At 60.3% G+C, this 20,102-nt stretch carries 13 protein-coding genes; 6 read left to right on the top strand and 7 right to left on the bottom strand.

Annotated features, from left to right (window positions below; genetic code table 11):
* Positions 1–36: 36 nt before the first annotated feature.
* Both purL and PQR62_RS13210 read right to left on the bottom strand, forming a co-directional pair.
* Positions 37–4,062 (bottom strand): phosphoribosylformylglycinamidine synthase, encoded by a 4,026-nt coding sequence (gene purL, locus PQR62_RS13215; protein WP_408158406.1) that lies wholly within the window; start codon positions 4,060–4,062, stop codon positions 37–39.
* Positions 4,063–4,561: 499 nt separating this feature from the next.
* Complete coding sequence (locus PQR62_RS13210) at positions 4,562–4,891, bottom strand: BON domain-containing protein (protein WP_408158405.1); 330 nt, start codon at positions 4,889–4,891, stop codon at positions 4,562–4,564.
* 487 nt (positions 4,892–5,378) lie between these two features.
* Here PQR62_RS13210 and PQR62_RS13205 point away from each other — a divergent pair, with 487 nt between their 5' ends.
* The 3 genes from PQR62_RS13205 (at position 5,379) to PQR62_RS13195 (ending at position 9,594) form a co-directional block, all read left to right on the top strand.
* Positions 5,379–6,665 (top strand): FAD-dependent oxidoreductase, encoded by a 1,287-nt coding sequence (locus PQR62_RS13205; RefSeq protein WP_408158404.1) that lies wholly within the window; start codon positions 5,379–5,381, stop codon positions 6,663–6,665.
* A 337-nt stretch (positions 6,666–7,002) separates the two neighbouring features.
* Positions 7,003–8,586 carry an NAD(P)H-hydrate dehydratase gene (locus PQR62_RS13200; protein WP_408158403.1) on the top strand — a complete coding sequence of 528 codons (1,584 nt, stop codon included), beginning with the start codon at positions 7,003–7,005 and terminating at the stop codon, positions 8,584–8,586.
* Positions 8,587–8,649: 63 nt separating this feature from the next.
* Positions 8,650–9,594 carry a DMT family transporter gene (locus PQR62_RS13195; protein ID WP_408158402.1) on the top strand — a complete coding sequence of 315 codons (945 nt, stop codon included), beginning with the start codon at positions 8,650–8,652 and terminating at the stop codon, positions 9,592–9,594.
* A 97-nt stretch (positions 9,595–9,691) separates the two neighbouring features.
* Here the strand turns inward: PQR62_RS13195 and PQR62_RS13190 are convergent, their stop codons facing one another.
* Entirely contained in the window at positions 9,692–10,387 is a 696-nt protein-coding gene (locus tag PQR62_RS13190) for an ABC transporter ATP-binding protein (protein ID WP_408158401.1), read from the bottom strand.
* A gap of 100 nt (positions 10,388–10,487) precedes the next feature.
* Between PQR62_RS13190 and PQR62_RS13185 the strand changes: the two genes are divergently transcribed.
* Positions 10,488–11,060 (top strand): arylesterase, encoded by a 573-nt coding sequence (locus PQR62_RS13185; RefSeq protein WP_408158400.1) that lies wholly within the window; start codon positions 10,488–10,490, stop codon positions 11,058–11,060.
* Between the two features lie 126 nt (positions 11,061–11,186).
* On the opposite strand, the gene PQR62_RS13180 is transcribed toward PQR62_RS13185, so the two are convergent.
* The 3 genes from PQR62_RS13180 to PQR62_RS13170 form a co-directional block, all read right to left on the bottom strand.
* Positions 11,187–11,906 (bottom strand): glutamine amidotransferase, encoded by a 720-nt coding sequence (locus PQR62_RS13180; RefSeq protein ID WP_408158399.1) that lies wholly within the window; start codon positions 11,904–11,906, stop codon positions 11,187–11,189.
* 482 nt (positions 11,907–12,388) lie between these two features.
* Entirely contained in the window at positions 12,389–14,314 is a 1,926-nt protein-coding gene (locus tag PQR62_RS13175; RefSeq protein WP_408158398.1) for a SurA N-terminal domain-containing protein, read from the bottom strand.
* Positions 14,315–14,726: 412 nt separating this feature from the next.
* On the bottom strand, positions 14,727–15,269 hold the full coding sequence (locus tag PQR62_RS13170) for an energy transducer TonB family protein (protein WP_408158397.1): 543 nt from the start codon (positions 15,267–15,269) through the stop codon (positions 14,727–14,729).
* 540 nt (positions 15,270–15,809) lie between these two features.
* On the opposite strand from PQR62_RS13170, the gene PQR62_RS13165 reads away from it, so the two are divergent.
* Positions 15,810–17,477 carry an MFS transporter gene (locus PQR62_RS13165; RefSeq protein WP_408158396.1) on the top strand — a complete coding sequence of 556 codons (1,668 nt, stop codon included), beginning with the start codon at positions 15,810–15,812 and terminating at the stop codon, positions 17,475–17,477.
* Between the two features lie 149 nt (positions 17,478–17,626).
* On the opposite strand, the gene PQR62_RS13160 is transcribed toward PQR62_RS13165, so the two are convergent.
* A complete protein-coding gene (locus tag PQR62_RS13160) occupies positions 17,627–18,523 on the bottom strand; it encodes a LysR family transcriptional regulator (protein WP_408158553.1) in 897 nt (298 codons plus the stop codon).
* Positions 18,524–18,752: 229 nt separating this feature from the next.
* Between PQR62_RS13160 and PQR62_RS13155 the strand changes: the two genes are divergently transcribed.
* The gene (locus tag PQR62_RS13155) at positions 18,753–20,054 is read left to right on the top strand and encodes a CitMHS family transporter (protein WP_408158395.1); all 1,302 of its coding nucleotides are present in this window, start codon (positions 18,753–18,755) and stop codon (positions 20,052–20,054) included.
* Positions 20,055–20,102: the final 48 nt, after the last annotated feature.

Raw genomic sequence — 20,102 nt, 5'->3', positions numbered from 1 at the left:
GCAAGCGATGATCACTGCCGCAGATCGGATGAAGGATCAGCCCACCCACTTGCGCGCGTTGCGGAACATGCGCATCCATGGCGAATCCTCGCCCCAGCCGTCCGGATGCCAGGATTGCGTCACGGTGCGGAACACGCGTTCGGCATGCGGCATCAGCACAGTGAAGCGGCCATCCGGTGTCGTCACCGAGGTGATGCCTTGCGGCGAGCCGTTCGGGTTGTACGGATAGGCTTCGGTCTGCGCTCCCTTGTTGTCGACATAGCGCATCGCGACGATGGCCTTGTTGATGTCGCCGGTCAGCGAGAAGTCGGCAAAGCCTTCGCCGTGGGCGGTGGCGATCGGCGCCTGGGTGCCGGCCATGCCTTGCATGAAGATGGAAGGAGAATCGCCGACTTCCACCATGGTGAAACGCGCTTCGAATTGCTCCGACTTGTTGCGCGTGAACTTCGGCCAGGCTTCTGCGCCGGGGATCATCGATTTCAGATTGCTCATCATCTGGCAACCGTTGCAGATGCCCAGCGAGAACGTATCGTCGCGCTGGAAGAAGCGCGAGAACTGCTCCGCCAGCTGGGCATTGAACAGAATCGTCTTGGCCCAGCCTTCGCCCGCGCCCAGCACGTCGCCGTAGGAGAAGCCACCGACCGCGATGAAGCCCTTGAAGTCATCCAGATTGGCGCGATTTGCGATCAGATCGCTCATGTGCACGTCGACAGCGGTGAAGCCGGCCTTGTGCATGACATAAGCGGTTTCGATGTGCGAATTGACACCCTGCTCACGCAGAATCGCGACCTTGGGACGCGCCACCGCACCGACCGAAATATAAGGCGCAGCGATGTCTTCCTGCGGGTCGAACGTCAGCTTCGGCGTGATGCCGGGATCGGCGGCATCCAGGATGCGTTCGTATTCGGCATCCGCGCAGGCCGGGTTGTCGCGCAGGCGCGCGATGCGCCAGCTGGTTTCGCTCCACAGACGCTGCAGCGTGCTGCGCGGCTGGGTGTAGATGGTCTTGGCGTCGCGCAGGAATTCCACCACGTCGCGCTCGTTGAGCTTGCCGATGATGTGGCTGCAGGCGCCGAGATTGAATGTCCGCAGCACATTCATGACTTCGGATTTCTGCTCGGCGCGCACCTGGATCACAGCGCCCAGCTCTTCGCTGAACAATGCGCGCAGCGTCAGTTCGTTGCGGCGTTCCGCGACTTGCGAAGTCCAGTTCTTGGAATCGCCCCAGTCCGCCGCGTGCTCGCTCTCCATGGTCAGGATGTCGAGATTGACCGAGATGCCGGTACGGCCGGCGAAGGCCATTTCGGTCAGCGTCGCATACAGGCCGCCGTCGGAACGGTCGTGGTAAGCCAGCAGCTTGCCTTCGGTATTGAGTTGCTGGATCGCCTTGAAGAAGCCCTTGAGGTCTTCCGCGCTGTCGACGTCCGGCACTTCATTACCGATCTGCTGCATGACCTGCGTCAGCGCCGAAGCGCCCATGCGGTTCTTGCCGCGGCCGAGATCGATCAGGATCAGCGAGGTATCGCCCAGATCCTTGCGCAGCTGCGGCGTCAGCACGCGACGCACATCAGTGACCGGCGCGAACGAGGACACGATCAGCGACACCGGCGAAATCACGGCCTTGGCGCTACCGTCGTCCTGCCAGGTGCTGCGCATCGATAGCGAATCCTTGCCGACCGGAATGCTCACGCCCAGAGCCGGGCACAGTTCCATGCCGACGGCCTTGACAGTGTCGAACAGCGCGGCGTCCTGGCCAGGCTGGCCACAGGCCGCCATCCAGTTGGCCGACAGCTTGATGTCGGAGATATCTGCAATCGGCGCTGCCGCAATATTGGTGATGGCTTCGCCGACCGCCATGCGCCCCGAGGCTGCGGCATCGATCACCGCCAGCGGAGTGCGCTCACCCATCGCCATGGCTTCACCCAGATAGCCTTCCAGCCCCATTGCGGTGACTGCGCAATCGGCCACCGGCACCTGCCATGGGCCGACCATCTGGTCGCGCACGGTCATGGCGCCGACGCTGCGGTCGCCGATGGTGATCAGGAAAGATTTGTCGGCCACGGTGGGCAGACGCAACACGCGCTCGGCGACGTCGACCAGATGCATGCCGGTCAGATCGACCGGCGGCAGCTCCTGCTGTACGTGCTTGACGTCGCGATGCATCTTGGGCGGCTTGCCCAGCAGTACGTCCATCGGCATGTCGACCGGATTGTTGCTGTGTTCGGGATCGATCACCTTCAGCTGGCGCTCTTCCGTTGCGGTGCCGACCACGGCGAACGGGCTGCGCTCGCGTTCGCACAGGTAGCGGAACAGGTCCAGATGCTCGGGCGAAATCGCCAGCACATAGCGCTCCTGCGATTCATTGCTCCAGATTTCCTTGGGCGCCAGACCGCTTTCTTCCAGCGGCACCTTGCGCAGATCGAAGATCGCGCCGCGCTTGGCGTCGTTGGTGATTTCCGGGAAGGCGTTCGACAGACCGCCGGCGCCGACGTCGTGGATCGACAGAATAGGATTGTCGTCGCCCAGCGCCCAGCAGGCGTTGATGACTTCCTGCGCGCGTCTTTCCATTTCAGGATTGCCGCGTTGCACCGAGTCGAAATCCAGATCGGCGGTATTCACGCCGGTCGCCATCGACGAAGCGGCACTGCCGCCCATGCCGATGCGCATGCCGGGGCCGCCGAGTTGAATCAGCAGGCTGCCGGGCGGCAGATCGTTCTTGCGGGTGTGCTTGGCAGAGATGCTGCCCATGCCGCCGGCAATCATGATCGGCTTGTGATAGCCCTGCACGTTGCCGCCCACGTTCTGTTCGTAGGTACGGAAATAGCCGCCCAGATTGGGACGGCCGAATTCGTTGTTGAACGCGGCGCCGCCGAGCGGGCCGTCGATCATGATCTGCAGCGGTGAAGCGATGCGATCCGGTTTGCCGTAGATGCCGCCGTCGGCGCGCGCATCTCGCTGGGCCAGCGGTTGCGCGACGTCGCGCGCATTTTCCCAGGGCTGTACGGCATGCGTGACCATCAGGTTGGATACCGTGAAGCCGGTCAGGCCGGCCTTGGGTTTGGAACCGCGGCCGGTTGCGCCTTCGTCGCGAATCTCGCCGCCGGCGCCGGTCGAGGCGCCGGCAAAGGGCGAAATGGCCGTCGGGTGATTGTGGGTTTCCACCTTCATCAGGATGTGGGTCAGCTCGTCCGAGGCTTCGTACACATTGCCCTTGGTGGCGCCGCGCTGATAAAAGCGCGAAATGGTCGCGCCTTCGATCACCGAGGAATTGTCGCTATAGGCGACCACGGTGCCCTTGGGCTGCAGCTGGTGTGTATTCTTGATCATGCCGAACAGCGACTTGTCCTGCGCCACGCCGTCGATGGTCCAGTCGGCGTTGAAAATCTTGTGGCGGCAGTGTTCGCTGTTGGCCTGCGCGAACATCATCAGTTCGACGTCGGTCGGATTGCGCTGCGCGCGGGTGAAAGCCTCGACCAGATAATCGATCTCGTCGTCCGACATGGCCAGACCGAGTTCGGTGTTGGCGCGTTCCAGCGCAGCCTTGCCGCCGCCCAGCACATCGATGGATTCCAGCGCACGTGCCTGCAGTTCGGAGAACAGACCGGCGGCCGCAGTGGCGTCGCGCAGCACGGTGTCCGTCATGCGGTCGTGCAGCAGCTCCATGACGGGCAGCAGGCTGGCTTCGTTGAGCTTCTTGGCGCCGCCCAGCAAACCGCTCTTGACCTGCACCCGATAAGCAATCCCGCGTTCGATGCGGTGGATGTTGCTCATGCCGCAGTTGCGCGCGATGTCGGTAGCCTTGCTGGCCCATGGCGAAATGGTGCCGAAACGCGGAATGACGACGAATTCTTCGCCCTCTTCGCTGCTGTTGAAAGGCTCGCCATAGGTCAGCAAACCATTCAGGCGGGCGATATCATCTTGCGCCAGCTCGCCGGCAGCATCGATGAAATGCACGAAGCGACCAGTGACGCCGGTAATGGCGGCATCGACAGCTTGCAGTTTGGACAGGAGACCTTGGGTACGAAAAACAGAAAGGGCATTGGAGCCCGGCAGAATCAGCATGGCGAGAGTCGAGACAGTTGGCGAGGCAGTTGGCTTTGAATCGGGAAATTCCGGAAATCTGACGCGGCGCCGGTCAACCTGACAGCAGGCGGGTCTGCGCATCCTCCTGATCAATCCGGCCGATTGCTGCGGTGCATGCCGAGATGCAATCCACTGCTGTGCGACCGGGCCTGAACAGGAGGACGTGACCGCCGGCGGAGCCGTGCACGCGTTTGCAAGCAAAGCCGAATTATACAGTGACAGGCAGCTTTCAGCCCACCAAAAGCGAGCCGCAAAGCGCCGCCTGCCAGTCGCGTGCTGCGCCTGCGCAAAGCCAGCTGCCTGACGGCGGCTCATTTAAATTGCCCCTCAGCATCTTTTTGCGAAGCGCGGTTGCCGCCCATTGCATCCAGTCCAAAAGAAAAAGCCCGGAGCTTGCGGGCTCCGGGCTTTTCAAGGCCGCCTTGGCGACGACCGCACATTCCGGCTTCTGCGCCAGATCACACTTGGGCCATCATGCTTATTTGACAATCATGCTATTGGTCACGCTGCTCACGCCCGGCACCTTGCGCGCGACGGCCACGGCCTTGTTGACCGCTGCCTGCGAAGAAACGAAACCGCTCAGCTGGACGTCGCCCTTGAAGGTCTTGACCTTGATTTCAGTGGTTTTGAGATCTGGCTCATTGAAGATCGCGGCCTTGACGCGGGTGGTGATGACCGTGTCGTCCAGCATTTCGCCGGTGCTCGACTGCTTGGAGTTAGAAGCACAGCCGGCCAGCGCCAGCATCAGAACCGACATGAATACGATGGCGAAGCGACGGGTAATGCTGATCATGCTGGTGTTGATCATGGTAAATCTCCTTTGGATGACATTGAACAGGATGCAGAATGGGCACATGCCCGATGAGCGCGGTTCAGAGGGAGCCTGAGCAAATCAAGTTCCGGCGCGGTCATCCGTTTTGGCCTCTCCATCGTTGAAACAAGGAAATTTGCAAAAAACTTGAACGACGGTCAGAAATAGTTCTTCAAACTGCCAGGGAAATTATCGATACCCTCGGGAGTGCCATACCTGGCGAAGAAGCAAGGACGAATATCGGAATCAGTCGAGCTTACTTCGCTTTTAATACAGCTTTACTGGCCGTTCTTACAGGAAAAACCGCTATTTCGATGTATCATTCCGCCCGCATCAGAAAAACAGCATTTGCCGGTTGCCATGAGGCGGGTCAGCCTCTCGCTCATTCCGCTTATCCATCGCGCGCAGGTTGCCAGCATCGGGGCCACCCGGGCGCCCGACGGGTCGCATGCCTCAGCAGACAACCGAAACCAAGACAGACAGCGTGACAAATAACAATACACATCGACAGATTGCAGTCATCGGCGGGGGGCTATCGGGGATCTGCACGGCCTATTTTCTGGCCGCCAAGGGCTTCGAGGTCGCCGTGCTGGAGCGCCGCGCCAATGTCGCGGAAGAGGCGACCTTCGGCAATTCCGGCCTGCTGGCGCCGGGCAGTGCCATGCCGCTGACCCTGCCCGGTCGCTTTGCCACTTTCCGCTGCCGCTTTCAGGATGAACCACGCGTGCTGCTGCGCTCAGGCATAGACATGGCCCGCAACCGGTGGATGCGCGGCACACGCAAGGCTCAGCAGCAAGAATTCGCCGCCAACAAACTGCGCCTGACCCGTCTCTCGGCCTACGGCCAGATGCTGACGCGCCATCTGCAGGAACATCACGCGCTGGAGCACGAAAACAGCGATGGCGTGATCCATCTGTTCCGCCACGCAGCCGACGCCGCGCGCATTCCGCAATTGCTGGAAGCCGCGCAGCAATCCGAACTGAAGCACAAAGCTGTCGACGCCGAAGCCATTCGCCTGCTGGAGCCGGCGTTTGCCTCCGGCGCAGCGCTGGCAGGAGCGATTCACTACCCGCAGGATCAGGCCGGCAATTGCGTGCTGTTCGCCAAGCAGATGCGGCTGGCGGCGCAAGAGCTGGGCGTGGTATTTCATTTCGGTTGCACCGTCAAATCGCTGCAGCCCGAATTCGGCGGCCGTGTGGCGCTGGAAGTCGAGGCGCCGCAATTCGAATCCAGCCGCCTGATGGTGGATGGCGTGGTGGTGGCAGCCGGCTTGCAAAGCGCCAATCTGCTGCGCCCGCTGGGTACGGTCTTGCCGCTGCATGCACTGGAAAGTTATTCCGCGCTGGTGCCGATCAAGAATCCGGACGACGCCCCGAACGCAGCGCTGGTGGATGAAGCCTACAAGGTCGCGATGACGCGTATCGGCAATCGCATCCGTATTTCGGGTTTGCTCGGCTTCGTATCGCCGAGCAAGACGCCGCCGCCCAAGGCGCTGCGCAATCTGCTGAAAATCGCCGGCGATTATTATCCGAACGCCGCCAATTACAATCAGGCGCATTTCTGGAGCAACTCGATGGCGCTGACGCCCAGCGGCATGCCGCTGCTGGGTCCGACTTTGCAAGGCAACGTGTATGTCAACGTCGGTCACGGCGCCAGCGGCTGGGCCGCCAGCGTCGGCTCCTCCGCACTGGTGGCAGAAATGCTGGCCGGCGAAGAACCGGCTTTCGATCCTGAAGGTTTGCTGCTGCAGCATATGCCGGTCGCCAAATAGTCGATCGCGCCGAAATGCTGAAGCTGGTCTTCAGCATTTTTTTTGACCGCCTGCGCCGTTTGCCTGACAGTCGCGGTTCACTTCCCCTCACCCTGTTTGCTTGTTTGTCGGTGATGATTTGCACGCCTGAGTTGCCATCAGCCGGCCATCATTGCTCGGCCACTCAACGGCCGCATGCATCGATATTTTTCATCAAACTCCACATTCCGGACACAGACTTAAACCCGTACAATTTCGTGTCAAATCTAGCTCAAAAGCGGTTTTTCGCAAGTTGCCTTAAAATGAACCGGCACTTCCCTCCCCGGTAAATTCAAACCTTTCTCAGGCATCGACAGCTATGAGCGCGCTCTATTCGGTTGCAGAAATACGGCAGGTGGAAAGCACCGCGCTCGCCGCCCTGCCGCCCTATACCCTGATGCAGCGCGCCGGCGCCGCTTGCGCTGAACAAGCGTTGCAACTGATTCAGAGCTGTGAACAGACACGGCAACGCTTGCCGGTGCTGATTCTTGCGGGCCCCGGCAATAACGGCGGCGATGCACTGGAGGCCGCGCAATTGCTGGCGCAAGCAAGCGTGCCGACCTGGGTGATGCTGCACGCCGACCGCAATAAACAGCCCGAAGATGCCCGGACCGCCTTACAGCGCGCCGAGTCCTCCGGCGTGACTTTCATTGCCGGCGACAGCCTCGCGCATTTACCCGAACAGCGCTGGGGCCTGGTCATGGACGGTCTGTTCGGTATCGGTCTGACGCGGCCGCCGAGCGCCAAAGTACGCGCGCTCATTGAGCATATCAACGGTCTGCGCTGCCCGATTCTCGCCATCGATGTCCCCAGCGGCCTGAATGCCGACAGCGGCAGCATCGTCGGCGGTGCCGATGGCGTGGCGGTGCGCGCCACTCATACCCTGACCTTCATCGGCGACAAGACCGGCCTGCACACCTGCGACGGCAAGGATCACAGTGGCACCGTATTACTGCGCACGCTGGATACCGATGCCGCCGGCATCAAGCCGGCCCAGGCCTTTCTCAACGGTACGGCACAGTTTGCGTCGGCGCTGCGGCCGCGTGCCAGCAATTCGCACAAGGGCAGCTATGGCGACGTCATCGTGGTCGGCGGTGCACGCGGCATGGCCGGCGCCCCGGTGCTGGCGGCGCGTACTGCGGCCTATGGCGGCGCCGGCCGTGTTTATGTGGCCTTCGTCGATGACGGTCCGGCCTACGACAGCGCGCACCCGGAACTGATGTTCCGCGTCGCCGATCGCGTCGAGTTCGCCTCCAGCGCAGCACTGGTAGTCGGCCCCGGCATGGGCACTTCGCGCCATGCACATGACATTCTGGCGCGTGCGCTTGAAAGCGAAAGCAATCTGGTGCTGGATGCCGACGCCCTCAACCTGATCGCGGCCGAGCCGGCGCTACAGCACAAACTGCATCATCGCAGTCCGCCGCATGGTTCCGGTGCGCCACAGAGCGCGATCATCAGCATCATCACGCCGCATCCGCTGGAGGCTGCACGTCTGCTGGATCTCACCACGCAACAGATCCAGGCCGACCGGCCGCATGCGGCGCGTCTGCTGGCGCGGCATTTCAATACCATCGCGGTGCTGAAAGGCGCCGGCACCGTGATCGCTTTTCCCGACGGCGAGATTGTCATCAATCCGAACGGCAATCCAGGCCTGTCGACCGCCGGCACCGGCGATATCTTGTCGGGCCTGTGCGGCGCCTTGCTGGCGCAAGGCTGGTCGACGCGTCATGCGGCCCTGGCCGCGCCCTGGTTGCACGGCGCCGCCGCCGACCAGTTGGTAGAACAGGGACTGGGCCCGGTCGGTTTGACCGCCAGCGAATTCATTCCGGCCATCAGAGCCGTTTTCAATAAAATCATCCGAGACCATGTTCAACGCCCGGCAGCATCGCCCCAGCAACACTGAGAAGAAATCACTCGCTCACCCCATTTTCAGGAAAGCAGCTGCACGTGCTGAACGGTTCGCGCCATGAGCCCCGCGCAGCTGGCGATGAGCGCGGCACACCATCGATCCCAGATCACGCTGGCCGTCGTCTTTCTGATCGGCGGTCTGTGGACTTTGTCGCTGCTGGACACCGCCGGCAAGCTGCTGGCGATGGCCGGTTATCACGTGGTCATGATTGCCTGGATGCGTTACACCATCAACACGCTGTTCATGGCGGTAACGCTGGCGCCGCTGTATCGCCGGCGCAATGGCAAGAGCATCCTGCACTCCAAGCGGCCCGGCCTGCAGATCGCGCGTGCCGTACTGTTGCTGGTGTCGACGCTGCTGTTCTTTTCCGTGATCAAGATCGTGCCGCTGGCGGAAGGCACGGCGATGAATTTCTGCGCGCCGCTGCTGGTGCTGGCGATTTCACCCTGGCTGCTGAAGGAAGCGACGTATGTGTCGCGCTGGGTGGCCGTGCTGGTCGGTTTCACCGGCATGCTGATCGTGATTCGTCCGGGCGGCGATATTCCGCTGCACGGCGTGCTGCTCGGCCTGCTGTCGGCCACCGCCATGGCGCTGATTTCCATCCTCAATCGCAAGGCCAACCAGGCGGACAATCCCATGGTCACACTGTTCTACAGCGGCATCGTAGGCAGCGCGATCAGCACCGTGCTGGTGCCGTTTTTCTGGAGTTCGCACTCACCCTCGCTGACCGAATGGATGATTCTGATCTCCACCGGCATCACCAGTACGGTCGGCCACTTTCTGCAGATCAGCGCCTTCCGCCATGCTGAAGCCTCCGTACTGACGCCCTTCTTCTATGCGCAGATCATCTCCGCCACGACCATGGGCTGGCTGGTGTTCGGCCAGTTTCCGGACGGCTTCACCATGCTGGGCATAGGCATCATCTGCGCCAGCGGCGTGGGCATCGCCTATGTGGAGCATCGCCGCATACATCGCTTTGCCAAAGGCGCCAGGGCTGCGTGAGCCCGATGCTGAGCTGATGTACGACGATAGCAACGCGCAATGAAAAAGACGCCATCGGATGGCGTCTTTTTTATTGACTATGGAAATGCACCCAGATTTAAGCCAGTCGTCCGGCCGCTATCGTGATGGTCTGCTGGCAGCGCGCCGCGATTGATGTGTCATGCGTCACCAGCACCAGCGTCGAGCCGCGCTCCTGATTCAGTTCGAACATCAGGCGGATCACCGCCTCGCCGGTGGCAGCGTCGAGACTGCCGGTCGGCTCGTCGGCGAACAGCAAGGGCGGCTCGGTGACGAAAGCGCGCGCCAGCGCGACACGCTGCTGCTCTCCGCCGGACAGATATTTCGGATAGTGCTTGAGACGGCTGCCGAGTCCGACCCGCTCCAGCATCTTCTGCGCCTTGTCGCGCGCGCCGGCGTCGCCGCGCAACTCCAGCGGCAGCATCACATTTTCGATGGCGCTCAGGTGGCCAAGCAACTGAAAGGACTGAAACACAAATCCCAGCTTGCCCTTGCGCACCGCAGCACGACCATCTTCATCGATCGCGAAGATATCCTCGCCGTCGATCTTGACCGTGCCGTCGCTGGGCGTATCCAGGCCGGCCAGCAAGCCCAGCAAAGTCGATTTGCCGGAACCGGAAGCGCCCACGATGGCCAGCGTGGTGCCGCGCAGCACGGTAAAATCAATGTCATTCAGGATGGTGAGCTGGCCGGATTCGGCCGAGGCGTCAGCGACGCGTTTCGATAAGTGAAGGACTTCAATGGCAGGCACAACGGCAACAGTGGATTCGGGCATGCAGGACAATCGTAAAGGGTTGAAGACGATCACAGGCAGGATCAGCGCAGGGAGGTGGCTGCGGCACTGCATTGCAGGCATCGCGATGATGCTATGCGCAATGAGCGCTTATTCTGCCCCAAAAACCTTGCTCGTGCTCGGCGACAGCCTGTCAGCCGAATATGGGCTGGAACGCGGCCAAGGCTGGAGCATGCTGTTGCAACAGAGGCTCAGGGAAAACAAGATCGATGCCACTGTGGTCAATTCCAGCATCAGCGGCGACACCACCATAGGCGGGAAGAATCGTCTGGCGCCGCTGCTGGCCCGGCACAAGCCTGATGTAGTGATCATTGAACTGGGCAGCAACGATGCCCTGCGCGGCTTGCAGTTGAACGCCACGCGCGACAATCTGAGCGAGATGATCGCCATGTCGCAGAAAGCCAAAGCCCGGGTCTTGCTGGTCGGCATGCAGATCCCGCCCAACTACGGGCCGGATTACACACGGCGCTTCGCTGCGATGTTCAAGGATTTATCGGCACAGACCAAGTCCGGTCTGGTGCCCTTCTTCATGCAAGGTATTGCCGACAAGCTGGAGCTGTTCCAGGCCGACCGGATTCACCCCAACGAACAGGCGCAGCCGATCTTGCTGGATAACGTGTGGCCGCATCTCAAGCCGCTGATCGGCGCGCGCTGAGCGCTGAGCGCACACCGCAGCGCAAGGGCATACAAAAGAAAACCCCGACGGCAAACCGCCGCAAGGCCACACGTAGTGGTCTTGCGGCGGCTGTCTTGAGCTAAGCCTGTCTAGCGAGGATGGAGCTCAGTGGCGCGCGTGCAGTTGCAGAAAGCGCTGCAACAGGCTGGCCGCCTGCGTCGTGTCGCTCACCTGTTCATACAAGGCCATGGCATCGATGCCGCTGCCGCGATAAATCTCGGCGTAGTAACTCAGATGAGCACGCACGAAGTCGGATGAAAATTCAGGATGGAATTGGGTGGAGTAGATGTTCTCGGCATGCTTGAGCATGTGATGCTGATCCATGGGCGAACGCGCCAGCACGATGGCATCCTTGGGCGGCGTCAGCACGACCTGCATGTGCAGCATGTGCGCCGGGAAGCGCATCGGCATCTCTTGCAGCAGACGCTCGCCGCGGCAGCAGTCCAGCATTTCCACATGCATGGTGCCGGCGGCGCGACCGGCCGGGTTGTAGCCTACTTCACCACCGAAGGCGTGGGTCAGCAACTGATGGCCGTAGCAGATGCCGAACATCGGCATGTCTTCGTCCGCAGCCTCGCGCAACCAGTCGGCGGTGCGTTCACTCCAGTCTTCCTTGTCGGTCACCATGGCCGGAGAGCCGGTGATGAACACCGCGCGATACGCTGACGGAGGTTTGAGCGGCTGGCCTTCGCAGACTTTGACGATATCGGTCTGTTCATCTGCCAATCCCGCGGCGCGCTTGATATGGCAGGCGTAAGTGCCATAACTGCTTTTCAGTGTTTCGTTGGGATCGCCGGTTTGGATGATCAGTACAGGAGCGGACATGAAATATTATGTTTGGTTATGCAAACGACAACAAAATGTACGACATAAATACGCGTGCAACTGGCAGGACTGGTGAAACACACGATCTGAAAAACATGAATCCGCGCAAACTGCCCTGCGCTCAGGTCTGCTTGATCCCCGAAGGCCCGATTTCCAGGCCAGATTCAAGCAAACATCATCAGCTGCACAGTCCAACGGCTCATCCCCCGAATCCGATGACAAGCCACTTGTAAATGCTGCGCTGCGTACATGATGAAACAAAAAAGGCCGCTGGAAAAGCGGCCTTTTAATATTTCACTAAATTTTTTACCCAATTATCAACAGATGAGAACTCGTCCGTTGCGCTCAGGCATATTTTTCCGTTGTTCACCTGACAATACTCTGACAAGCGTTTCCTGCGATCAAACTCCGGATGTCATGCGATTACCTGAAGGCAACCCCGTGATCAGACGCCCGCCAGTGAGCGTCCGACCATTCATACATTACTTGGAGGTATCCAGAGCCGGCGCATCGGCTGCGCCCTTGAGCAGCTTGGTCTTGGACTTTTCGCGCAGGAAGGCCAGGTAAGCCAGCGTTTCCTGTTGCGACAGCGCATTGGCGATCTGCTCGCTCTCGGCCTTGCGGCGCGCTGCATCAATGGTCGCCGGCTGGCTGACCTTGGTCACGCGATAGATCTGATAACCCAGGCCCGGCACTTCGACGCCGGCGTAGGCCGGCAGCTTGGCAGTGTCGATCTTCATCACCGACAGGAAAGCCGCCTGATTCCAGCCTTCGGTCTTCACGCGCGAAACCTGCTTCGCATCGCCGAAGCCGCTGCCGTCATCCTTGTCTTTCAAGGCCGCCAGCTTGGCTTCGCCGGCTTTCTTGGCCAAGGCCATTTCTTCTTCCAAGGTCACGCGCTGACGCACCTGATCCTTGACTTCATCAAACGGGCGCTTGCTGACCGGCTTGTACTCGACCACGCGGCCCGCGATCAAGGTATTCGGTGCAACCTGGACTGCTTCGGTATTGTGCTTGGCCTTGATGGCGTCATCGCCGAACAGCGCGCTGAGGAACTTGGCATTGTTGTAAGGTGCAGTCGGCGCTGCCGCAGGATTCGGCACGCGGGTCAGACCGGACACAGTTTCAATCTTCAGCTTCAGCTTGTCAGCCACCGGCTGCAGGCTGTCGCCCTGTTCGTAGACCATGTTGCTGAACTGATCCGACAGCTCGGAATACTTCTTCGACGCCAGTTGCTTCTTGATTTCGCCGGCGATTTCATCCTTGACCGAATCCAGCGGCTTGACGGCTGCCGGCTTGATGCCGGTCACCTGAATGATGTGGTAGCCGAAATCAGACTCCACCGGATTGCTGATCTCGCCTTGCTTCAGGCTGAAAGCCGCATCTTCGAAAGGCTTGACCATCGCGTCCTTGCCGAAGTAACCGAGGTCGCCGCCGTTTTCAGCGGAACCCGGATCCTGCGAGTTGGCCTTGGCCAGCTTGGCGAAATCGCCCGGGGTCTTGCGCAGTTGCGCGACCAAGCCGTCGGCCTTGGTCTTGGCGGCGGCCTTGTCGGCCGCCGATGCGCCCGATTTCACTGCAATCAGGATATGGCTGGCACGGCGCTGTTCGGCGCTGGCATACAACTTCTGGTTCTGCTCGTAATAGGACTTGATGTCGTCGTCGCTGACGCTGGTCTGCGCCGCCACCGCAGCAGCGTTCAGCACCACGTATTCGGCCTTGACCTGCTCCGGCACTTCAAACAGTTTGCCGTTCTTGTCGTAGTAAGCCTTCAGCATGTCGTCGGTGACCTTGACCTGCGACGCGTAGGAAGCGGCCTTGAAGCTCAGTTCCTGCACGGTGCGCTCCTGATCGTTCAGATCGGACAGACGGCCGGAAATGGTCTTCGGTGCAAACGCTGTAGTCTGAATCGCCGCGTTCAGCTGCTGCAGCGCCATTTCGCGGCGCAGACCCGCTTCGTAGCTCTTGGGCGTCATGCCTTGGGCAGCCAGCAGCACACGATACTGTTCGTTATCGAACTTGCCGTCTGGCTTGGTCAGACCGGGGATTTGCAAAATGCTTTGCTGCAATGCCTGATCAGGCACCACCAGCTTATTGGCCGTGACTTCGGCTGCCAACGCGCGTTGTGCAATCAGATTGTCCAGCACGGCGCGCTTGGCTTCCGGCGTATCGAACAATTTGGCATCGAACTGGCTGCCGTATGCCTGGCGCATGCGGTCGAGCTGCTGACGCTGGGCCGCGTCCCATTCTTCCTTGGTGATGGTCTGGCCTGCCACCTTGGCGACGGCGTTGCCGCTATCGGTCAGGCTGCTGTAGCCTTCCAGTCCGAAAAACGCGAACGACGGAAAAATGAACAGCAGCAGCAAGAACTGCATCAGACGCTGGTGGGTACGAATGAATTCAAACATGAATAGCCAATCAAAAAATCGATCCGGTCAATAAATATGCGTACGCGTGCGTCCTGCCGGAAGCGCCGCCCACAGCGGCGCAGATAATAAAAAAGGCGAACTCTCGTTCGCCTGTTCCGGCGGAGCATTCAAGGGATAAAGATGAAAGCTCGGGCGCACCACGTATCAGGTCATGCACGCGCGACATTATACACAGACGCCCCGCGCCGGGCGAATCTGCGAGCCCGTTGGCAGCAGCTGAGCGGGCGACCCATCCAGTGCACGCATGCGACGCGCTTGTACTTGTGGGAATCCGCAGATATCGCCGCAAGGAATCAGCCTGAAATAGCCGCAGCGCCGGCCCGATGAAAAATCTGAAGGCTTGAAGACTTGAAAGGTTCGCGCGCAAGCGCTCAGCACCTTTCCCTAGGGCTCACTCCCCCATCTGCGCCAGCGCAATGCTGCGCAACTGGAAACGGCCGTCGTTGTTGAACAGCCAGCTTTCCGATAATTCGACCCTGCCCTGCTTGAGCAAGGTCGCCGGCGGTTTGGGAAACGGCGCGGTATTGCGCAGACTGCTCATGGCGCTGGTCTCGGCGGCCTTGTCGCGATTGCTGCGCAGGATTTCGCTGCGCACCAGATTGCCGTCGCCATCGACCACGAACTTGATCACGATCACCGACCTCAGCAAGGCTTGCGGCCGTTCCACATACACGCTGGTGAAATTGACCTGGGCGATGCGCTTGGCCAGATCCTGTTTGTAGCCGTCTACCGTGGTCGCGGTCGAGGTGCCATCCGAGGTGGTCTTTTTTTGTTCGATGATTTCCTTGGCCATGGCATCGCGATCGGCCTGCGTGCTCGGCGGCGGACCGCCGCAGGCACTCAGCAATGCGGCCAGCACAAGGCCGCACACTCCGCTTCTCACAATGAAGGCGAAGCTGGGCGGTGAAGCACGCCGGCTGAAAATCAAGGACATGCGCTCTCGCATTGAGTGGAATAGGCCCCTAGCATATTGCGTCCGGCCACCGCAGGCAACGCTTGCCATGCGGACAATATCCGGCCTGATGCAAGCAGCCATGATTATGCTGCAGCAAGCCGCACCACAAATTCGCTGACGAAGACTGGCGCCATCGCCCTAAGCTCTTCGTTTTCCCATCCCGGAAAGCGCACCAAACCGATTCCGCAGTACCGCGCTGCACGCCTTATCCGACGCGACTTTTTCTGCTGCAGCGCAACGCAAAAATGCCTCTTTCCTCGCTGTAAGTTTGTGTAAGTTTCAAGCAAGTCCTGCGTAAGTTTTGAGTCGCACACTGCGCGCATGGACAAATGGGCCGACAGGCCAGCGTACGGGATATGCACGCAGTTTTCGGGGTGCTTGTTGGTAGTCTTGCGTGTAGTTCGTATCCTGCATCGGCGTGCTTTTGCGGTGACCGGAAGATCACGGCCTCGCCCGCGCTCCGTTTGACCATCCTGTTTGGCCATCAATTAAATAGATAAATAAATCAAGGAGACAAGCATGACGACAGCAACAGTCCATCCGACTGCGCGCGCCATCACACCTGAAGAACGGAAAGTCATTTTCGCCTCTTCGCTCGGGACCGTTTTTGAATGGTACGACTTCTATCTGTACGGCTCGCTCGCAGCGATCATTGCCAAGCAATTCTTTGCCGGCACCGATCCCAACACCGCCTTCATCTTTGCCTTGCTGGCGTTCGCGGCAGGCTTCATCGTGCGTCCGTTCGGCGCGCTGGTATTCGGCCGCCTGGGCGATCTGGTCGGACGTAAATATACCTTCCTGGTCACCATCCTGATCATGGGCGCATCGACCTTCATCGTCGGCATTCTGCCCAACTACAACTCGATCGGGATTGCCGCACCGATCATTCTGATCATCTTGCGCATCCTGCAAGGTCTGGCATTGGGCGGCGAGTACGGCGGCGCAGCGACTTACGTTGCAGAGCACGCGCCTGAAGGCCGTCGCGGCGCCTTCACGGCGTGGATCCAGACTACTGCGACGCTGGGTCTGTTCCTGTCGCTGCTGGTGATTCTGGGTGTGCGCACTTCGGTGGGCGAGGCTGCATTTTCCGAATGGGGCTGGCGCATTCCTTTCCTGGTGTCCATCCTGCTGCTGGCCATCTCGGTCTGGATTCGCCTGTCGATGAATGAGTCGCCGGCCTTTCTCAAGATGAAGTCGGAAGGCAAGACCTCCAAGGCGCCGCTGACCGAAGCCTTCGGCCAATGGAAGAATCTGAAGCTGGTGATCCTGGCGCTGATCGGTCTGACCGCCGGCCAGGCTGTGGTGTGGTACACGGGCCAGTTCTACGCCCTGTTCTTCCTGACGCAATCGCTGAAGGTGGATGGCGCTACCGCCAACATCCTGATCGCGCTGGCGCTGCTGCTGGCCACGCCGTTCTTCATCTTCTTCGGCTCGCTGTCGGATCGCATCGGCCGCAAGCCTATCATCCTCGGCGGTTGCCTGATCGCAGCGCTGACCTACTTCCCGATCTTCAGCGGTCTGACGCACTATGCCAATCCGGCGCTGGAAGCCGCACTGCAAAAGGCCCCGGTGGTGGTGACTGCCGATCCTGCCGCCTGCCAGTTCCAGTTCAATCCGACCGGCACCAAGAAATTCACCTCTTCGTGCGATATCGCCAAGGCCAAGCTGTCGGCCGCCTCGGTGAACTATGAAAACGTGGCGGGTGCACCGGGCTCGGTCGCCACCATCAAGATCGGCGACAAGATCATCACCTCCTACGATGCCAACGGTCTGTCGAAAGACGAGGCGGCAGCCAAGGACAAGGCGCTGTCCAAGGAACTGGCTGACGACATCAAGGCGGCCGGTTATCCGACCAAGGCCGATCCTGATCAGATCAACAAGCCTATGGTGCTGTTGCTGCTGTTCATTCTGGTGCTGTACGTGACCATGGTGTACGGCCCGATTGCCGCCGCGCTGGTGGAAATGTTCCCGACCCGCATCCGCTATACCTCGATGTCCATGCCTTACCACATCGGCAACGGCTGGTTCGGCGGTCTGCTGCCAACCACTTCGTTCGCGCTGGTGGCATTCAAGGGCGACATCTACTACGGTCTGTGGTATCCGATCGTGATCGCGCTGGCGACTGTCGTGATCGGTCTGTTCTTCGTCAAGGAAACCGTGCACAACGACATCTATGCGGCAGACTGAACTGACAACAGCATCAAGCAATAAAATGCGATGGCAGAAGGATGCCGCTGACGCGGCAGCATAAGAAATAATCCTTCAATACTTGAGCCGATCAGGACCGGATAACCTGATCGGCTTTTTTTATGTTCAGCGACATCCGGGCAGACTCCTCAGGTCTTCTCGCTCTTGCGCAAGATCAGCTCCAGCAAGCCCTGCGCTGCAATCGAGAGACTTCTTTCCTTGGGCGTGACCACCAGCAGCGGCCGCACCAGCTCGGCCGCATCAAGCGGGATTGCCACCAGATTCGGCAGGCGGAACTGGAACAAGGTCAGCTCCGGCACCACGCTCACGCCGAGGCCGCTTTCGATCAGCCCCGCCACCGTCGCCAGATGTTCCACTTCAAAACCGGTATGGAGCATGCCGCCGGGATAGAGCAAGGCATCCAGATGCTGACGCACGCTGGTTGAACGCGCCAGATGAATCAGCTCGCAGCCGGCCAGCTGCGGCAGCCTGATCACACGCTTGCGCGCCAGTTTGTGATCGCTGCGGCATACCAGATAAAACGGATCGGAGCACAGCGGCTGGGTATCGAACTCCAGCAGATTCGGCCCCGGCGCCGTCAAGGCTATATCCGCCTTGCCCTGACGCAGATAGTCCAGGCAATGGTCGGAAATGGCGTCGAACAATTCCAGCGTCACTCCCGGATACAGAGTGCGATATTCAGCCAGGACCGGCGGCAGCCAGCCCGCCGCCAGCGAGGGCAAAGCGGCAATCGTCACGCGTCCTTTGCGGCGCGCCACGTAGTCGCTCATGTTGGAAAATGCGGATTCGATATCGGCCACCAATTGCCGCGCCACCTCGACGAACAGCTCGCCCTCCGGCGTCAGCGTGACGTTGCGCGTATCGCGCTCGAACAGCCGGGCGCCAGCCGCCGCCTCCAGTTTCTGGATCATCGCGCTGAAGGCCGACTGCGAGACATGGCAGCGTTCGGCGGCGTGGCCGAAATGACGGCAATCGGCCAGATGCAAAAATGCCTGCAGCAGCCGAGCCGAAATATTGCCATGCACCATTCGAATTCTCCTTCTTCTTGTTGTACCGTAAGTCGCACGCCGGATTTTTCTGACGCATGCGCACAGAGCATTATCCTGAAATTCCGTTTAATTGATCCAAAAAATCGACTTTACAACAAAATCGACGCACTCCTACACTCGCACTGCCTGAATGCCGGATAGGCCACTACGCCGTTCCCTTCAGCCCTCGAATAAAAATATTGAATTAAAAATTCCGGAGACACGCATGCTAGCCCTGCTCGGCTTTATCACGATCGTCGTTTTGTTCACGGCCATTCTCACCAAGAAAATGTCACCGCTGGTGGCGCTGATCGCCATTCCCATCATTGCCGCCCTGATCGGCGGCTTCGGCTTGCAGACCTCCAAATTCATCGTCGCCGGCGTCACCGCGATTGCGCCGGTGGCCGGCATGTTCGTGTTTGCGATCCTGTTCTTCGGCATCGTCACCGACGCCGGCATGCTGGATCCCATCATCAGCCGCATCCTGCGCACGGTCGGCAGCCGGCCGACGCGCATCGTGCCGGGCACTGCGCTACTGGCGCTGCTGATCCACCTCGATGGTTCCGGCGCCGTCACCTTTCTGATCACCATCCCGGCCATGCTGCCGCTGTACAACCGGCTCGGCATCGACAAGCGCATCCTCGCCTGCGTCGCCTCGATGGCGGCCGGCGTCAACTTCCTGCCGTGGACCGGCCCCATGATCCGCGCCTCGGCCGCGCTGCATATTCCGGTCAGCGACATCTTCACGCCGCTGATCCCGATACAGCTGGTCGGTCTCGCCTTCGTCTTCATCGCGTCTTATCTGCTGGGCCTGAAGGAAGAACGCCGGCTCGGTCTCGGCAAAGGCTCCAACGTCGGTTTCGTGCAGGAGCATGCGCTGACCGAAGAGCAATTGAAGATCCGCCGCCCGCGCAATTTCTGGGCCAACATCGTGCTGACCGTGTTCGTGCTGGGCGTGATGATCAGCGGCAAGGTCGATCCGGTGGTGATGTTCATGATCGGCGTGGTGCTGGCGCTGATGATCAATTATCCCGACGTCGCCATGCAGCGTGCCCGCGTCGATGCACATGCCAAGGCGGCGCTGCTGATGGCCAGCATCCTGTTCGCCGCCGGCGTGTTCACCGGCATCATGACCAAGTCCGGCATGCTCAGCGCCATGGCCAAGACCGCCGTGGGCTTCATCCCTCCGGAAATGGCCAGCCACATTCCGGTGGTGCTGGGCGTGCTGTCGATGCCGCTGAGCCTGCTGTTCGACCCCGATTCGTTTTACTTCGGCGTCTTGCCGGTGATCGCCGAAGTCAGCCATATGCTGGGCGTGCCGTCGATTCAGGTGGCGCAGGCTGCGCTGCTGGGCCAGATGACCACCGGCTTCCCGGTCAGCCCGCTGACGCCGGCCACTTTCCTGGTCTGCGGCCTGGCCGGCATCGAACTGGCGGATCATCAGAAATACACCATCCCCTTCCTGTTCGGCGCCTCGCTGGTGATGACCATCGCCTGCGTGCTGCTGGGTCTGTTTCCGCTGTTCTGAGCCCTCCGCGCTTGGCCGCAGCATCAACGTTTTAGTCTGGATGTGAGC

Origin of the sequence: Herbaspirillum lusitanum, assembly GCF_046025995.1 — a bacterium.
In the GTDB taxonomy this organism is placed as follows: Bacteria; Pseudomonadota; Gammaproteobacteria; order Burkholderiales; family Burkholderiaceae_D; genus Herbaspirillum; species Herbaspirillum lusitanum_A.
Note: the sequence above shows the minus strand (reverse complement) of the source record. Positions and strands in the feature narration are given on the sequence as shown.